Origin of the sequence: Flagellimonas beolgyonensis (assembly GCF_003992615.1) — a bacterium.
Lineage (GTDB): Bacteria > Bacteroidota > Bacteroidia > Flavobacteriales > Flavobacteriaceae > Flagellimonas > Flagellimonas beolgyonensis.
In genome coordinates, this window is sequence record NZ_RZMY01000015.1 from 83,613 (window position 1) to 101,007 (window position 17,395).

Sequence of the window (17,395 nt, forward strand, 5' to 3'; positions counted from 1 at the left end):
CGATGCTTTTTTTTGATCATTTGTTTCCTATTCCAAATGTACCAATCATTTTTTTAAAAGCTATTCCTTTTCGAAGACCATGTAACTTTGGTTCTGCACTGCCACAGCATTTTCAAAAAACTTTTTGACGTAGGCGTACCCCTCACTGGTATATTGGGTCGACTTTAATTGAAGTGCAAACTGCACCATGACCATACCTTCCGACTCGATACAATTGAAACGCAAAATCCCGCTATTATCCGGTAGGCCGATATTTATCGATTCCGGCAGTTGCTTTAAACGATAACCGGACGGGACCTTGAAATTTGCAAAATATTTGTAGGATCGTACATACCCGAAATCAATCGGATAGTTCCTTGTTTCTGTTTTAAATGGATTGGATTTAAAAAATTGGATGATAAACGGATTCACGTACATGGTTTGTTTTGCTTCCAAATTCTCCGTTTCAAAAGAAAAACGTTCCACCAACTTGAGCTCATTGGAACTTTCCGCATCCAAACTGTAGGATCTGATGAAAAAATCTTCGAGAGTGCTCTCCTCTATTTTCTTGAGATAGTCCTCTTCGGCCAAATTTGCCAATTGATTCCTTTTAAAATAAGCTTCATATCCAGTAGAAATTTCATCCATTTCCCCAGTTCCCTTGCCGTTTTCAAAATCCAGTTCCATTAGTACCCGAATGGCACGTCCGTGCGATTTTTCAGGCTCTATTTCATACCAATAGCTGTCGCCATCCAAATCCATGACTCTTCCATAATAATTGAGACAGCGGTAGGGCAACATTCCAAATGGCAGTTCTTTTTCGGTTGCATCCAAAAGGTAGATTACTCCATCAATTTCTGTCTTGGCCACCAAATAATTGAAATCAGTCATTACGGGATGGCTTCTTTTAGGAAGTCCGTGTGCCCTGGTTGAGATCATCATCAGGTCGGTTTCGATGTCAGCAGCATTTAATAAGTTGATCAACGTAATATTGATTTCTGCCACATTTCCCGTTCTTTCATCAAATGCCTGTTTTACCCGATTGTCCCTTAGTACGCCGAACTTTTCGTTCCACGTATAATGGGACTTGACAAATGCATAGATACGCTTTGCCTTGGTTAGTTTATCCTCATTTGCCGATAACAATTCCAAAGGAACATTTCTCTCGAAATAATTTTTCTTACGTAGCTGCCCCCCTATATCGCGATCGGTCCTAAATTCCTTGTCCACATCTTTCCAAGATTTGGTGAATTTCTCTTTTCGTCCATCAAACCCAAGGTATTCGGACATTTCGAACTCCAACCTTGCCCTATAATTATTTTCAGACAACATGTAGTCTTCATCTGCCTTGAAAGCAGGAACGTCATGCATGACATATTTGAGCACTTCGCAATCGGCAGGTTCTACTGAAGAATCTGGAATCCTGAAACAATTCTTGCGTATGGTTGCATCATTCACATCAAGGGTCAGCTCACCAATTAAGGCTCTATTGTACCTATAATTTCCAGGAATTTTGGCAGCATACTCGGTATATACTTTTGGTATATCTCCTTGAAAGTCCCAACCGTTAAGATTAAATAGAAAAGGGGACTGTACCTCATAAACGTATTCCAAAATGGAGCCTTCTTTTACATTGGGAAATGTGAACCGTTTTTCGGACCAGCGATCATTTACATCCACTTCATATACATCTTCTTGCAGCAAACTGGATTTGACAATACCGTTATGGGTAATGGCCCTGATGTTACTGATTTTTTCGGTCCGATCCTCGGTGTGGTAATAGGGAATGGCAATTTTGGATTCATCAAAACCCTGCTTATCCAGAATCTTAATTTTGGCATGGTATTTTGTGATCAAATACACATAGTTGCGTCGTACCTCAAAGTAATTCTCCCCTTTTTCAAATAGATACACGGCATGGGCCGTAGTATCCTTTTCATAGACCTTGAAATTTTGTTCCGAAGGAGCAAGTTGGCCAAATTCTGTTTCTTTTTGCGCCATGGCTGAAGTTCCAGCAAAAAGAAGTAAAGCCAAAATTGTCTTTCCAACGAGATTCATCTTCACTTATGCTTTGACCAAAACTACCTTTTCCGCTTCCTTTTCCACCACTTGACGGTACAGCTCTTTTAAATTTTGATAGTAATGTGGCGGAAAGATCGACGCATTGACCTCCATTTCCACACGAAGTGAAATTTGATTGTTGGTTGCCGAAATATTATAGGTGAATTTACCCAATCCTTCCGGTAATGCCAGACTGATGGGTTCAGGCAAATGTTCCACTTTGTACCCTTGGGGTATTTGAATTGTGACAATGTGCTTATCCTCCCAAGGAAACCCATAATCTATTGGATATTCCCTACTCTCAGATTTGAACGGATTTTCCTGTACCGCCAGATGAAACAAAGGTGATACATAAATTTTCCCCGCTATGGCCTCAAAGGCATCTTCCTTGTAGAAGTCATATGTTTGGACAATTGGTTTTCCAAGATCCAAATTATTGTCCAATTTATAGTCATTTATCTCGATATCTCCCTGCTCTTTTTCCAATTCATCCAAAAACGCCTCTTCTGTTCCCTTATTGTATTGATTTCTAAACACAAAAGCATTATTATTGGTGTATTGTTGTCTTAGTTTCGCTTCTATGGATCCATCCTCGTTTAAGGAAACACTCATCATAACAGCATCCATGGATTTGTGTTTGGGCATTAAATCGATTACCTCTGATGTACCTCCCTCAGAAACAATTCTTCCGAACCAATTTAATGCCCTTGTTGGCAAAACATTGACTGTACTGAAAGCATTGGTGGCATCCAATAACTGATAAGTTTCCCCAACCTTTGCTGCAGCAACTACATAATTGAACCCTTCCAAAGTGGGGAAAATGGGGATTCCGTTATCCCGTGTGCTTACCAATACAGGATAGGCTTTAACATTGGCATGATTTAACATGGAGACCAACATAAGATTGATATCGGCGCTATTGCCTGTGCCTTCCTTGTAAGCCTTTCGTGTACCTTCATCAGAACCAAACCCCAGATAGGTATTCCATTTCACTTTTTGTTTGACAAAGTTCAGCACAATAAACATTCTTGCAACCTCATCCGATGTTGTTGCCAGCAATGCGTCCAATTCTTCTTCAAAGTAATTTGTGCGCTTGAGCTCCTCTCCAAACGAACTACTTTCATAAATGGTACGCACTACATCATCCCAAGTTTTGGCATAAACTTCGTACAAAGAACCAGGTATTTCCAAGGATACAATTTCAAACTTCACACCGGATCGGTAATTGTCCATATTGGTCACAAACCTCTCTTCTTTTAGGGCCGGTATATCAGCCATGTCAAAAGCCACTTCCGTCACATTGATGCCCAAACTATGGTCGGTAACCACATTGGTATTGGAGTCGATTATCAAAAATCCCTTTGTTCTCTGGTTAAACTTAAAATATTCCAATATCCGCATCTTTGCCACCAGCTTTTTAACCGGTATGGCATGCTGGAAAACAAACTCATCTATACTTTGTACGAATGGAGAGGTAATTTTATATTGGTATTCAACCACCGAACCTTCCTTAACGTTCGGCATTGTAAATTTTACTTGTTTGTGATTTTTTGATACTTGGGTGTCAAATATGCTTTCCTTGTCCAATTTGGTCTCGACCATTTCCCCGTCATCCATAGTATAGGTATAACCCTTTAACCCGCTTACCCTCTCATCTGCCCCACTTGTCTCATATAAGTTGATAGCCTCGGAGGCATAATCAAATCCATCCTTAGAATAGATTTTAATCCTGTTATGAACTTCGGTGATCAATCGTAACCCAACACCTTTGTCGTAACGGTAATAGGAATTCCGCTTTTTGAACAGATAGGCAGCTGACGCCGAGGAATCAGTAGGATGCTGTTTTTCAAGTACTTCCTCTTCAGAAACCTTCCCAAATTTATAGTCTTGGGCATGCACGGACCCGAAAAAGAACAAAACGATCAATAGTTGTACAAGTTTAGTTTTGGCTGTCATTCTTTAAAATGATTTTTTGGTTGTCATTTTTTGCAATTGCTCTCATAAACGCCCTGAAATCTTGATAGGATTCCTTGGGATATTCCCCAGCATTGAGCTGTAGGGATCTTTTGAACAGCAATTGTTTTTCACTTTTTTTGATGACCTCGGTCTTGTAAGCACCAAAAATTGTTTCTTGAACCATTTTTTCCGGAAGCGCGGTAAAATGAAAATTATCTGGGATTTCTATTATGGTTTCGTCTTCATCCAAAAACCCACGTTGTACCACAAAGGGCATTTTCCTGTCCCTGTACCTGGGGGGCACATACAAACCATTGTTGAATGCATTGAGGGTTAGGAGATAATCATTACCATTTTTGGACAGATAGTTCAAGGCACTCAATTTCACATTTTCCGTGAAAACTACATTCTCCTTATCATTATCAAACTTAAAATCGAGTATGTCAAGCCCATTGATGTTGTCCCAGAAGTTTTTGTAATACTCAGTGTTGTCTTCTCTAGATCCTTTCTCCAAGGAAAATCGACCATCATATTGGATTCCCGTTGTTTTCAGTGTAACCTCACCCTTCATTGAAAGATTCTCCAAAACTCTATATCTGGCTTTAATGCTCTGTTTGTTCTGTTGGTTCAAGTATGAAGTTGTCGTCATAATCTCGCCACCATCAGGTTTAACCACCAATACTTTTCTACCATCGGTAAAATCTCCGATAAATCCAAATGGTAGGATTTGAGAGGTACAGTCTACCCAATAATACTGACCTTGATAGGGTATGGCCAGAATTACATGGTCTCCCTGGACCAAATCCGCAAAATCTTCCTCAAAATCAATTTTTGCACTACCCGATTCCACTACCGCATAAAAAGATTCGACTCCTACAGCCTTTAGCAAGGCCTTGGTGTAATTGGTCAAGCCTTTGCAGTCACCATATTTAACCTTATCAACTTCTATGGCACTGATGGGCTGGATACCCCCTATTCCAATTTGAACACTGATATACCTCGTGTTGTCCTGGACATAGTTGTAGATTATTTTGGCCTTTTCCAGGTCATTATCAATCCCTTTGACCAGTTGTTGTATTTCTTTTACAGTGTTCTCCTCCAAAACATCCCTTCCTGCCAGCAATTCTTCTTGTATCCATATACCCATCTCGTGCCAATCATTCACTACGGCTTGGTATCCCTTGTAATGGAATTTGGGCAAGCGTATGGATAAGCTGGGTGCCAACAAACTGAATGAAGGGCTCAAACTTTCGGCCTCCATTGCTGGTATATTGGTGGCACTATACTGAAGTGAGCCCGCAATATCTGTCTTTTCAACCTGAACATTCTCCAAGTTCTTTTCCTTTACGATAGGTTTAAATTCAATAGAGGGATAGACAATGGAATATTCACTTTGCTGCACACTTATCCCATAACCTGATAAAAAATACCACGGTGGAAAAAATCCGGTGTCCGAAGTTTCAATCTCATAAGTAAATTCAACCGTATAAGGATATTGGGTTGGCACGTACTTATAGTACAACACCCGATTGTCCAAATACAATGAAAAACCATCCACAGCAGCAACATCCTTGAAATCCCTTCTTTTTGCAACTTCAAGTTCATTTCCAAAAGCATCAAAAAAGGTAGCTTCAATTTTTTTTATTTTTCTTTCATCATCATACATTACCCTAGTGGCAGCATATTCGCTACCTGACTTGTTCAGGACTGTAACCACCTGCTTTACTGAATAGGTCATTTTATCTATGGATTCAATATGGATATCCATCCGATCTAAACGACCAACGGCATCGGCATTCTCCAACATTTCTTTGGGAATCTCGGCTACGCTATAATTTTGGGAAATGGAAAACTGGGCAACTAGGAAAAGGAGAAACGTAAGAAATCGCATTCGAGGTTAAGTCTGGCTAATTAATGGTCTGGCTAAAGTGGTTAATTTCTTACAATGTAAAGAACTTTTTCGACAAAAAACAACTATTCTTTGTTTTTGGTGTCGATACTGATCGTCACTGGACCATCGTTCAACAGTTCCACTTTCATGTCGGCACCGAAGATTCCCGTGCCCACTTTTTTGCCCAAAATTGCTTCCAATTTATCCACAAACTCCTCATACATTGGAATGGCAATAGCTGGTTTTGAAGCTTTTATATACGACGGACGATTGCCTTTTTTGGTGAGTGCGTGCAAGGTAAACTGGCTTACCACAATAACTTCGCCACCGGTATCCATCACCGAAAGATTCATAACACCGGCTTCATCATTAAAAATTCGAAGATTGGCAATTTTTTGGGCCAACCAATCAATATCATCAGTTCCATCGGCATCCTCAATGCCCAATAGCACCAACAGTCCATGACCAATGGAGGAAACTACTTCACCATCAACGGTAACACTTGCTTTGGAAACACGCTGAATTACTGTTCTCATTATCGTTCCCTATATGGATTATCCTCTTCCCCGGTCAACATTTGCACATAACTGCGGTAACGGCTCCATGCCACCTCATCATTTTCCAGTGCTTCCTTTACCGCACATTTGGGTTCATCCAAATGCAGGCAATTATTGAACTTGCAATGCCCCTTCAATTCGAAAAACTCCGGAAAATAATCCCCGATTTCCTCTTTCTCCATATCCACGATACCAAATCCTTTAATGCCGGGGGTGTCAATGATCCGGGCATCGAATGATAGATCATACATTTCGGCAAAAGTTGTGGTGTGCTGCCCTTGAAGATGTTGCTCGGATATTTCTGCGGTTCTTAAATGGAGGCCTGGTTCCAGTGCATTTACCAAGGTAGATTTACCAACACCGGAATGGCCCGCGAACATACTGGTCTTACCCAGCATCATTTCCTTTACCTTATCCACGTTTTTGCCAGATTTCGCTTCTATTTGCAAACAAGTGTAGCCAATTTTGGAATAAAGATCCATAAGAAAGGCCACCTCACCTGTTTCCTCTTCGGAATAGGTATCCATCTTATTGAAAAGTAAGACTACTGGGATATCGTAGGCTTCGGCGGTGACCAAAAAACGGTCAATAAAACTGGTGAAGGTCATGGGGTTGTTCAAGGTGACCAACAAGAAAACCTGATCCAAATTGGATGCAATGATGTGGGTCTGTTTGGACAACTTGACCGATTTTCGGATAATATAGTTCTTGCGCTCCCCTATCGCTGAAATGACCCCAACAGTTTCATTGCCAATGGTTTCCAATTCGAACACCACATGATCTCCCACTGCGACCGGATTGGTGCTCTTGATGCCTTGGGTACGGAACTTTCCTTTGATGCGACATTCGTAAAATGCACCATCTTCAGCTTTTACGGTATACCAGCTACCGGTTGATTTATAAACAGTTCCGTTCACAATTTGTTCAAATTTTCACTACAAAGAAACAATATTCCTCGTTTTCCGTCGTATATCTTTGTCAACAGTTATTAATAAACATTAACGTATCCAACATGAAAAAAATCGTTTTTATCGCAGTGATGACCCTAGCTGCCGCATTCGGAGGGAATGCCCAAGAGTACAAGGTAATTACCAGTGTGGAGTCCATTGTGCCCAACGGATTGGGAAGATCCAGGATCATCAATGCCCTTGAAGACAAAGATTATAGGGAGTTTACCAGTGTTCAGACCGAAGATGACAACACCCGAAACAAGTCGGACAGGGGCGAAATCAGGGTAAAAAACTTTGAGGAGACCAAATTGTTGAACTTCTACAACATTGGTGGTATCCGATTCCAGAACATTGCGGCCAACGATGCCGTGATCACCTCTATGATCAACGACATGATCGCCAACGGCTGGGAATTGGCCTTTGTGGTAAGTGGTGTGGAAAGTGAAGGCGGAAAAGGAGACGGACAGGGCATCTTTATCACCCGTTATATTTTTAGAAAATAACAATCTTTGTTTAAATAACTATTGCCCTTTGATTTGGTTCGAAGGGCTTTTTCATTTCATCTACTTTTAAAGACAATTTGACAAAAAAACTAACCGTAAGCTTTTTCTTTCAAATAATTGAATTAGTTTTTACCTCAATTTTAATAACTAAACACATTTTTATGAGAAAGTTCTTATTGCTTTTTTTACCATTTTCGGTATTTGCACAAACCAATCTTTATGAAAATCCAGATTTTGACAGAATTGCGATTGATCACAAAATAATTGCCGTCGTGCCTTTTAAAACACAGGTCAAACTTAGACCCAAACAAATGAAGGATATGACCAACGAACAATTACATAGGCTTGAAAAATCGGAGGGAGAAAGCATACAAACCGCTATGTACTCGTGGTTTTTAAAACGAAAAAAGAGAGGTGACATGCAACGCATCGAGGTACAAGATCCAAATACCACGAATGCCATATTGGGAAAACAAGGTATCGACTATAATAATATAAGGGACTATACTCCCATGGAACTTGCCAACATTTTAGGTGTAGATGCCTTAATTTCTGGTAATTACGAAACCGATAAGCCAATGTCTGAAGGTGCATCGGTCGCCCTTGGACTTTTGATAGGCTTTTGGGGAAGTACCAATAATGCACTGGTAAATATGAGTGTCCACAACGCAGCAGATGGCATTTTGCTTTGGAACTATAACAAAAAAGTAAGTGGCAGCATTGGTAGTAGCCCTGATGATCTAATTAATAAATTGATGCGAAAAGCTTCCAGGAGATTGGCTTATACAAAAGAAAACTAACAAAAAAGCCCCTTCAGTTTTGAAGGGGCTTTTTTTATCCATCTATTTTTCATCAGTCTTTTATATAGACCCTGCCGCCTACAAAGGTCTTTTTGTTGACCTGTTTTGGACTACCGTACACATACACATCACCACCGGCCTTCACATTGATATCCACCACTTCGGAAGCGAACACATCGGCCTCTCCCCCTGCTGAAATTTTAACATCGGTATTGGTGGTTTGTAAAGCCCTGCCTTCAAAAATACCACCGGTATTGAGCACCACAGTTTGGCTTTTGGCCAACCCGGAAGCTTCAACAATACCTCCGGTCACAGCCCTAATGTCGGCATAATCGACATCCATTCCAATATGGATCCTGGCACCTTCCTGGGCACGCAATTCGATCCTGTTCCTTTTCACCAGCTCATTACAGGTAATTTGGGCTCCTTCGTTCCCATCGATCACATCGAGGTCGGTGTAATAAACTTCAATCATCGTATCCTCACCCTGAAACTTTTTGTCCAATTGCATGCGTAGTTTTAATACGCCGTTTTTGTTGGTCCAGATAATGTCGTCCACGTTCCAACCCTTGATCAAGATTCGGTTTTCATCGGATTGGATCAAATTGACTTCAATAAGATCAAAAACCTTGATTTCGCGGAATTCTCCCACCTCCCTGTCAATGATTCGCTGGGAAAACATGACCAAGGGAAGCAAGAGCAAATTAAGTGTATATATTTTTTTCATGATAGAGTGTTTTTACTTTTGAAAGAGGGCAGAGAAATGAAATTGTTACAGTAGAAAACAAAAAAACCACCCAAAGACTGGAAAAATTCCTATCCTTGAATGGTTCCTTATCAAAGAATTAAACGACTATGCGTTGATGATCTTTTCTTGGTGGTTGATGGATTCCTGATGGATGGCTTTGAACATTTTCAACACAAATTCCTCGCTCAATCCACGTTGCTCTCCTTCCAAGATCATATTGCCCAAAATGGCGTTCCAACGATTGCTTTGCAAAACGGCAACGTTTTTCTGTTTCTTTAATTCACCAATCCCGTCGGAAACCTTCATTCGTTTACCCAACAACTCGATCAATTGGTTATCGAGCACATCGATCTGTGCGCGAAGATTGCTCAATTTGCTATTGTATTCTGCTTCTTCATCGGTTTCCTTACGAATGCGAAGATCTTTCATGATCTGCACCAATCGTTCCGGGGTCACCTGCTGAGCCGCATCACTCCATGCGTTATCTGGATCACAATGGGTCTCAATCATCAAACCATCGAAGTTCAGGTCCAACGCGGTTTGGGATACGTCAAAAATCATATCGCGCTTTCCGGTAATGTGGCTTGGATCGTTGATGATGGGCAGATCGGGGAACTTGGTCTGCAACTCAATGGCCAACTGCCATTCCGGGATGTTACGGTATTTCGATTTTTCATACGTTGAAAATCCACGATGGATAACACCCAATTTTTCGATATTGGCAGAGTGCAACCGTTCCACTGCACCCAACCACAAGGACAAGTCTGGATTTACCGGGTTTTTCACCAAAACAATTTTATCGGTCCCCTCCAAAGCATCGGCAATTTCCTGAACAATAAACGGACTTACCGTTGACCGAGCTCCGATCCACAACAAATCCACATCATATTCCAACGCCAATTCCACATGTGCCCTGTTGGCCACTTCGGTAGCGGTTTTCATTCCGGTCTCCTCCTTCACTTTTTGCAACCATTTTAAACCTATGGCACCCACGCCCTCAAAATTTCCCGGACGGGTTCTGGGTTTCCAAATGCCTGCCCTATAATAGTTGACATCGGTGTCTTTAAGTTCGTGTGCGATCTTTAGCACCTGTTCTTCGGTTTCGGCACTGCATGGTCCTGCTATCACCAATGGATGACCCAAATTCATGTCATCCAACCATTTTCTCATTTCCTTCGTGTTTTCCATACTACTGTCTATTTTTTTGTAAGTGGAATTCCTTTTAGTATTTGTTTTATTTTATTGGTATTGCTCATTTCTTGATGGACATTTTCAAAATCGTTGTCCTCTATCATTTGTTTGAACGCGGTAAGGTTTTGGATATATTCTTCCAACGTCTCAACCACATTGTCCTTGTTCTGTTCAAAGATGGGCGCCCACATGTCGGGAGAGCTTTTTGCCAACCGCACGGTGCTTTCAAAACCACTGCCCGCCATGTCAAAAATATCGCGTTCGTTCTTTTCTTTTTCGATAACCGTTTTTCCCAACATAAACGAACTGATATGTGACAAATGGGATACATAGGCAATGTGCTTGTCGTGCGCCACTGGGTTCATGTACCGAATTCGCATCCCGATATCTTGTACGAGGGTCAAGGCCCTTTCCTGAAGTTTGAAGGCAGTTTTTTCCACCTCACAAATGATCATGGTCTTATCTTGGTACAAACCTTCCAAAGCAGCGGTAGGCCCTGAGAATTCGGTACCTGCAATGGGGTGGCATGCCAAAAAGTTTCTTCGCTTGGGATGTTCGGACACACTATCACAAATCAATCGTTTGGTAGATCCTGCATCTAAGACTACCGTGTCTTCACCAACCGCATCCAAAATCTTCGGCAGCTCCATTACCAAGGCATTTACGGGTATGCTCACATAGACCAAATCAGCAGAGGACAAGGAAGCATAGTCGCCCTTTTCATCAATGATTTGCAATTCCAAGGCCTTATCCAAGTGATCTTCACGTTGGTCAAGACCGATGATCTTGGCATACGGATGCAATTTTTTGACATCCTTGGCAAACGACCCTCCAATCAACCCTATTCCTATTATCGCAACTTCCATGGTCAAAATCTAGCTATGGCTTCTTTAATTTTTTCTTCCTTTACGCAAAGGGAAAACCGGATATACCCTTCCCCATTGCTCCCAAAAATGGTTCCCGGTGCAATAAAAATGTCCTTTTCGTACAACACCTCATCAATGAATTGTTCCGAGGAAGGTGCACCTTCGGGCAACTTGCACCACACGAACATGCCTACAGCATTTCTGTCATATTCACAGCCCAATTTATCGGCCAACTCAAACATCAACTCCCTTCTTTTGGTGTAGACGTGATCCAATGCTTCAAACCATTCCGGACCGCTTTGCAGGGCCACAACGGCTCCTTTTTGAATACCGTAGAACATGCCCGAATCCATGTTGCTTTTCACCTTGAGCACTGCATTGATGTGCTCCGCATTGCCCAAAACCATGCCCACTCTCCATCCCGCCATATTGAACGTCTTGCTCAAACTGTTCAATTCAAGTGTACATTCCTTGGCGCCATCAATGGACAATATACTGGTTGGGTTGTTGGACAGCACAAAACTGTACGGATTATCGTTTACCAAAAGAATATTGTTTTCCTTGGCGAAGGCCACCAACGACTGCAATTGTTCCAGAGTTGCAGTTGCCCCGGTGGGCATGTGCGGATAACTCACCCACATCAATTTCACATTGGAAAGATCTTGTTGCCCCAACGCTTCCAGATCGGGAAACCAGCCATTTTCTTCCTTAAGGTCATAGCTGATGGGTACACCACCCACCAAATTGGTCACCGATCCATAGGTTGGGTAACCGGGGTTCGGCAACAAAACCCCATCGCCAGGATTTAGGAATGCCATGCTAATGTGCATGATGCCCTCCTTGGAACCCATCAGTGGCAAGACCTCAGTGTTGGGGTCTACTTCAACCCCAAATTTTTCATTATAAAAATTGGCAATGGCTTTTCTCAGTTCCGGCAAACCTTGATAGCTCTGGTACTGATGCGCACCCGTATCCGATATACAACTTTGCAAAGTTTCCAAGACTTGGGGCGATGGCGCCAAATCCGGACTGCCTATCCCCATGTTGATAATGGGTTTCCCTTGATCGATCAATCCCCTGACTTCCCTCAATTTTTTGGAGAAGTAATATTCCTGTACGCTATGTAACCTATCGGCTGTGATCATAACAACAACGCGTTTTTATATTCACCCAAGACCTGAAAATCTTCGGACATGATGTCCAACAAGGATTTGGCCTTGGCAAAATGTTCGTATTTATCAAAGGTCACATCCACGAAAAAGGCATATTTCCATGGGGTCTCAATTACAGGAAGTGACTGTATTTTGGTAAGGTTCAAATTGCAATCGCTCATCACGTTCAAAACCGTGGCCAAACTGCCTCTCTTGTGATCGGTGATGAACCGCAACGAAGCCTTATTGATTTCCTCCTCCGGCCATACCTTGTTCTGTTTTTTCAGGATGATAAACCGGGTGGAATTGTTCTTAATGGTCTGGATGTTATCCGCTATAATTTCCAGATCATAGAGATCCGATGCCATTTTTGGTGCAATGGCTGCAATATGTTCCAATTTTTCATCATTGATGCGTTTGGCGGTTTCCGCCGTATCCGCACTTTCCACCAATTTGATTTGTGGATAATCCTTGAAAAACTCCTTGCACTGCAGCAAAGCCATCGGATGCGAATGTACTTCCTTCACATCGTCCATGGTTTTACCCCTCAACACCATTAAATTGTGATGAATGTTCAAATAGTGTTCCCCGATCACATGGATCTTGTTATGATACACCAAGTTATAGTTTGGAATAATGGAACCGGCTATTGAATTCTCTATGGCCATGATTCCCTTGTCCGCAGACCCGTCCAACAAATGTTGCACTACGGCATCGAACGAGCTGCATTCCAACAATTCGATATCGTTGCCGTAAAAATCGATGGCAACCTGGTGGTGGTTGGAACCCTTTATTCCCTGAATGGCAATTTTTAAACCCATTGCAAAAAAAAAGCCCCGATTTGAAATCGGGACTTTACATATTGGTTATACTTTAAACGTACTCAAAACAGTCCCGATCCTCTTTGAAAAAAGAAGTAAAAATAAAAACCGTTCCAGAAATACGTGTTTGTCATGTCGTTGTAAAATCTTGGCTAATTTAGGTATTCAATTCGAAACAGGCCTTCTTCCTTAAATTTTTTTTGATTTTTCTCAAATTCGGAATATTCATTGCGTTTTGCCTTGAAGAATCATTACTTTTTTGAGAATATCACTGTTTCCAATCCGTACAACTCCAAACTTGGATGTCCAATCAAAACATCCTTCAACTAATGGTGTAAAAGTGTATTTTTGGATTTCAAAACCTTTTCGAATGTCGATAACCGTTCAAAACATCACCAAATCCTTTGGCCAACAAAAAGCATTGAACAACGTTTCCTTTTCCATCAAAAAAGGAGAAGTGGTCGGTTTTTTGGGACCGAACGGGGCTGGAAAATCGACTATGATGCGCATTTTGACCACCTACTACAAAGCAGATGGCGGTGATGCTGAGGTAAACGGATTTGATGTGTTGAAATCGGAACGGGACGTGCAGAAAAGCATTGGCTATCTTCCGGAGCACAATCCATTATACCTGGAAATGTATGTTAAAGAATACCTTGCTTTCAATGCGGATGTGTACAAAGTGCCAAAGTCAAAAATTGAAGCCATCATTCAACAAACCGGACTTACGCCCGAAGCACACAAAAAAATAGGACAACTGTCCAAAGGTTATCGCCAGCGGGTCGGATTTGCAGCAGCTTTGCTCCATGATCCCGAGGTGTTGATCTTGGACGAGCCGACCACGGGTCTTGACCCCAACCAATTGATCGAGATCCGAAAACTGATCCGGGAGATCGGAAAGGAAAAAACAATACTGCTTTCCACACACATCATGAAAGAGGTGGAGGCCGTTTGCGATAGGGTAATCATCATCAATAAAGGACAATTGGTTGCCGACAAGCGATTGGAAGAATTGCGCGAAGCGGAGGAACAAATCATCGAAGTGGAATTTGATTTTCGTGTGGAGGAGCAACTGTTACAACAAATGCCCCATGTGGCCAAAGTAATTAATACCGGAGGTTTTGTCTACGAGATTACCTTCAGCACTTCCAAAGATATGCGCCCGGCCGTGTTCGATTTTGCCCACGACAACCAATTGAAAACCCTTCAATTGAGCCGAAAGAACAAAAACCTGGAAAGCCTTTTTACGGAGTTGACCTCAAAATAGCAACTCATCCATTTAGTCGATTGATGGACAAATGTCATGGTAAAACCTATTCAAATATGGTACTTTTGCAGTTCAATTGAATCTTGATTTATGGGGAAGAACAACGCCAGATTGGAATTGCCAAAAGAAGCGATGAAAGCCTACGGGTATCAAATCGTGGATGCCATTGTGGAACACCATGTTACGCAGGACCAAAAATTTCCGGTTGCCTTCGGCTCAAGGGAAGAAATGGACAAATTGTTCTTGGAGGAAGCTCCTGAACAAGGAATGGACCCATCCGCTGTTCTGGATTTCGTGTTGGAAAAGGTAATGACCAACACCACCAATATGGCCCACCCCAAATCATTTTCCTTTGTACCCGGCCCCAGCAACTTCGTCAGTGTGATGGCCGATGCCTTGGCCACTGGTTATAACATTTTTTCCGGTGGATGGTCCATAGGTCCAGCGGCGGCGGAGCTGGAGATTGTCACCATTCAATGGTTGTTGAAAATCTTTGGCTTTCCGAAGAAAAAAGGAGGTGGCATCTTCACCAGCGGGGGTTCCATGGCCAACCTGACTGCCGTGGCGACCGCTCGACGAATCAAATGTGGTGATGATTTTTCCAATGCGGTGATCTATTTGTCCGATCAAGCACATTCATCCAATATCAAGGCCATTAGGGTATTGGGCTTTAAAAAAGAACAAATTCGGATCATCCCCACCGATAGCGAACTTAAGTTCTCCTTGAACAAACTCAAAAACTGTATTGCCAAAGATCGTCTCGAAGGGCTTCACCCCTTCTGCTTAATCGCTTCTGCAGGAACTACCAATACGGGGACCGTGGACCCGTTGAGTGAACTGGCCAAAATCTGCAAGAAAGAAGATATCTGGTTCCATGTCGACGGGGCTTATGGCGGGGCTGCCTACCTTTCCCCAAAGGGGAAAACCATGATGAAGGGCATTGAAAAGGCCGATTCGTTGACCGTTGATCCCCACAAATGGTTTTACCAACCCTATGAAATGGGCTGCCTTTTGGTGCGGAACCACAAAGATCTGAGCCATACATTTACCGAACACCCTGAGTATTTAAGGGATATTGAAGGAAACACTTCAGAAATCAATTTTTATGACCACGGCATCCAATTGACACGAAGGTTCAGGGCCCTCAAGTTTTACATGTCATTAAAAACCTTTGGTTTAAAAGCATTCAGGGATGCGATTACCTATAACATCGACCTTGCGGAAGAAGTGGAAAACCTGTTACGGGGCAGTAAAAGTTGGGAAGTGGTGTTTCCTGCCACCTTGGCCGTAATCAATTTCAGGTACCATCCTATCCACAAAAATTACAGCGAAAAACAACTGGATGAAATCAACCAGTACATCTCTGAAAAAGTTGTTGCCTCGCGAAAAGCTTTGTTGGTCACTACGCTATTGAACAACCAAGTGGTATTGCGCATGTGTTTGATCAACCCCAGGACCACCATGGACGACGTGACAGAAACCTTGGACCTTTGCCGAACCTTTGCTCTGGAAATTGAGGAGAAAATGGCGCAAAAAGTCTAAACCATTTGTTCGAAAAAGCAAGAAATAGCTTCATCCAGTTCCTTTTGCACTTTGGGATCGGTACAATTGATTAAAATGGAAACCACTTTTTCTTCTTTTGGATAGATAAAAAGATTGGTGTAGACCCCGACACTGTTGCCCACATGACCCACAAATGATTTTCCTGCAGCATCTTGGCTCACTTGAAAGCCCAAACCATAATAAGTTGGCTTTCCATTTACGTTTTGCGAGGTCAACAATTGATCGTAGGTTTCCTTTTTGAGCAATTTGCCTTCCAGTACCGCCTGTCCCAATTTGGCGATATCAACACTGGTGGACAAAAACCCACCTCCTGCCAATTTGTAGGTATTGTTCACGGGCACCGCATGTTTAAAACAATGGGATCTTTTGGTATAAAAGTTAGCGGCATTCTGTTGTCGGTCCTCCGTAGTGTATGTGGAATCCAATCCCAAGGGCATCAACACTTTTTCCTTAACATATAGAGGAAATGGTATTCCGCTGGCCTCCTGCATGGCTAAAGAAAGCAAAACAAAATCAAAACTGTTATAGAGGTATCCATGACCAGGTTGAAAGATCAGGGGGTCGTTTTTAAAGACTTGGATACTATCCTTAATGGAAAAATCCCGGTCCATGGCGAACTCTTTTCCTTTGTAGGCCCGAATGCCAGCTGTATGGCTTGCCAATTGACGTAGCGTTATATCAAAACCCTTTTTGGGGAAGTAGGGTACGTGATCGTACAAAGAATCGTCCCAACCCAAGATACCTTCTTCCACCATCTTTCCGAAAGCCAATCCGGTTATGCATTTTGAAATACTGGCAATCCTAAAAACAGTGCTTTTGGGGTCTATTTTTGTCCTGGATGCCAAATTGGCAAACCCATATCCTTTTTGCAGGAGGACCTCCCCTTTATCAAAAACACTGACTGCCAATCCAGGTACTTTACGTTCGGCCACCAAATTGTGGAACAACACATCTGCTTTTTCCAAACCGTGGAGTCCATCCAATGACCTAATCTTTGGAAACGGAGCAAACCAACTTTTGATAAGCGATAGTAAACGCATTCAACCTGTTTTATTGAAAATCGAAAATACCAAGAATTATTTGGGACTGGT

General features: G+C 42.2%; 15 protein-coding genes. 4 read left to right on the forward strand and 11 right to left on the reverse strand.

What is annotated here, in order from left to right; translation table 11 throughout:
• Positions 1-60: 60 nt before the first annotated feature.
• The 5 genes from EO131_RS10480 to rsgA all read right to left on the reverse strand — a co-directional run bounded on the left by EO131_RS10480 (position 61) and on the right by rsgA (position 7,361).
• Positions 61-1,980, reverse strand: coding sequence for a DUF3857 domain-containing protein (locus EO131_RS10480; RefSeq protein ID WP_164731670.1), 1,920 nt, complete (start codon positions 1,978-1,980; stop codon positions 61-63).
• Between the two features lie 63 nt (positions 1,981-2,043).
• A complete protein-coding gene (locus EO131_RS10485; protein WP_127021622.1) occupies positions 2,044-3,996 on the reverse strand; it encodes a DUF3857 domain-containing protein in 1,953 nt (650 codons plus the stop codon).
• The gene (locus EO131_RS10490) at positions 3,980-5,887 is read right to left on the reverse strand and encodes a DUF3857 domain-containing protein (RefSeq protein ID WP_127021624.1); all 1,908 of its coding nucleotides are present in this window, start codon (positions 5,885-5,887) and stop codon (positions 3,980-3,982) included. Before EO131_RS10490 ends, EO131_RS10485 begins: the two co-directional genes overlap by 17 nt.
• Before the next feature lie 83 nt (positions 5,888-5,970).
• The gene (gene dtd, locus EO131_RS10495) at positions 5,971-6,423 is read right to left on the reverse strand and encodes a D-aminoacyl-tRNA deacylase (RefSeq protein WP_127021626.1); all 453 of its coding nucleotides are present in this window, start codon (positions 6,421-6,423) and stop codon (positions 5,971-5,973) included.
• The gene (rsgA, locus tag EO131_RS10500; RefSeq protein WP_127021628.1) at positions 6,423-7,361 is read right to left on the reverse strand and encodes a ribosome small subunit-dependent GTPase A; all 939 of its coding nucleotides are present in this window, start codon (positions 7,359-7,361) and stop codon (positions 6,423-6,425) included. The genes dtd and rsgA overlap by 1 nt, the downstream gene beginning before the upstream one ends.
• Positions 7,362-7,456: 95 nt before the next feature.
• Between rsgA and EO131_RS10505 the strand changes: the two genes are divergently transcribed.
• Complete coding sequence (locus EO131_RS10505) at positions 7,457-7,897, forward strand: hypothetical protein (RefSeq protein WP_127021630.1); 441 nt, start codon at positions 7,457-7,459, stop codon at positions 7,895-7,897.
• Between the two features lie 77 nt (positions 7,898-7,974).
• Entirely contained in the window at positions 7,975-8,697 is a 723-nt protein-coding gene (locus tag EO131_RS10510) for a DUF2756 domain-containing protein (protein WP_241243829.1), read from the forward strand.
• A gap of 52 nt (positions 8,698-8,749) precedes the next feature.
• On the opposite strand, the gene EO131_RS10515 is transcribed toward EO131_RS10510, so the two are convergent.
• The 5 genes from EO131_RS10515 to EO131_RS10535 form a co-directional block, all read right to left on the reverse strand.
• Positions 8,750-9,424, reverse strand: coding sequence for a head GIN domain-containing protein (locus EO131_RS10515; RefSeq protein WP_127021632.1), 675 nt, complete (start codon positions 9,422-9,424; stop codon positions 8,750-8,752).
• Positions 9,425-9,550: 126 nt separating this feature from the next.
• Complete coding sequence (locus tag EO131_RS10520; RefSeq protein WP_127021634.1) at positions 9,551-10,633, reverse strand: bifunctional 3-deoxy-7-phosphoheptulonate synthase/chorismate mutase type II; 1,083 nt, start codon at positions 10,631-10,633, stop codon at positions 9,551-9,553.
• Between the two features lie 8 nt (positions 10,634-10,641).
• Positions 10,642-11,502 carry a prephenate dehydrogenase gene (locus EO131_RS10525; RefSeq protein ID WP_127021636.1) on the reverse strand — a complete coding sequence of 287 codons (861 nt, stop codon included), beginning with the start codon at positions 11,500-11,502 and terminating at the stop codon, positions 10,642-10,644.
• Positions 11,503-11,504: 2 nt separating this feature from the next.
• Complete coding sequence (locus EO131_RS10530; protein ID WP_127021638.1) at positions 11,505-12,647, reverse strand: pyridoxal phosphate-dependent aminotransferase; 1,143 nt, start codon at positions 12,645-12,647, stop codon at positions 11,505-11,507.
• Positions 12,644-13,474, reverse strand: coding sequence for a prephenate dehydratase (locus EO131_RS10535; RefSeq protein ID WP_127021640.1), 831 nt, complete (start codon positions 13,472-13,474; stop codon positions 12,644-12,646). The genes EO131_RS10530 and EO131_RS10535 overlap by 4 nt, the downstream gene beginning before the upstream one ends.
• A 370-nt stretch (positions 13,475-13,844) precedes the next feature.
• Here EO131_RS10535 and gldA point away from each other — a divergent pair, with 370 nt between their 5' ends.
• Both gldA and EO131_RS10545 read left to right on the forward strand, forming a co-directional pair.
• Complete coding sequence (gldA, locus tag EO131_RS10540) at positions 13,845-14,741, forward strand: gliding motility-associated ABC transporter ATP-binding subunit GldA (protein WP_127021642.1); 897 nt, start codon at positions 13,845-13,847, stop codon at positions 14,739-14,741.
• A 90-nt stretch (positions 14,742-14,831) separates the two neighbouring features.
• The gene (locus EO131_RS10545; protein ID WP_127021644.1) at positions 14,832-16,283 is read left to right on the forward strand and encodes a pyridoxal phosphate-dependent decarboxylase family protein; all 1,452 of its coding nucleotides are present in this window, start codon (positions 14,832-14,834) and stop codon (positions 16,281-16,283) included.
• On the opposite strand, the gene EO131_RS10550 is transcribed toward EO131_RS10545, so the two are convergent.
• Positions 16,280-17,344, reverse strand: a complete 1,065-nt coding sequence (locus EO131_RS10550; RefSeq protein WP_127021646.1) for a serine hydrolase domain-containing protein — start codon at positions 17,342-17,344, stop codon at positions 16,280-16,282. The genes EO131_RS10545 and EO131_RS10550 overlap by 4 nt on opposite strands.
• Between the last annotated feature and the right edge of the window lie 51 nt (positions 17,345-17,395).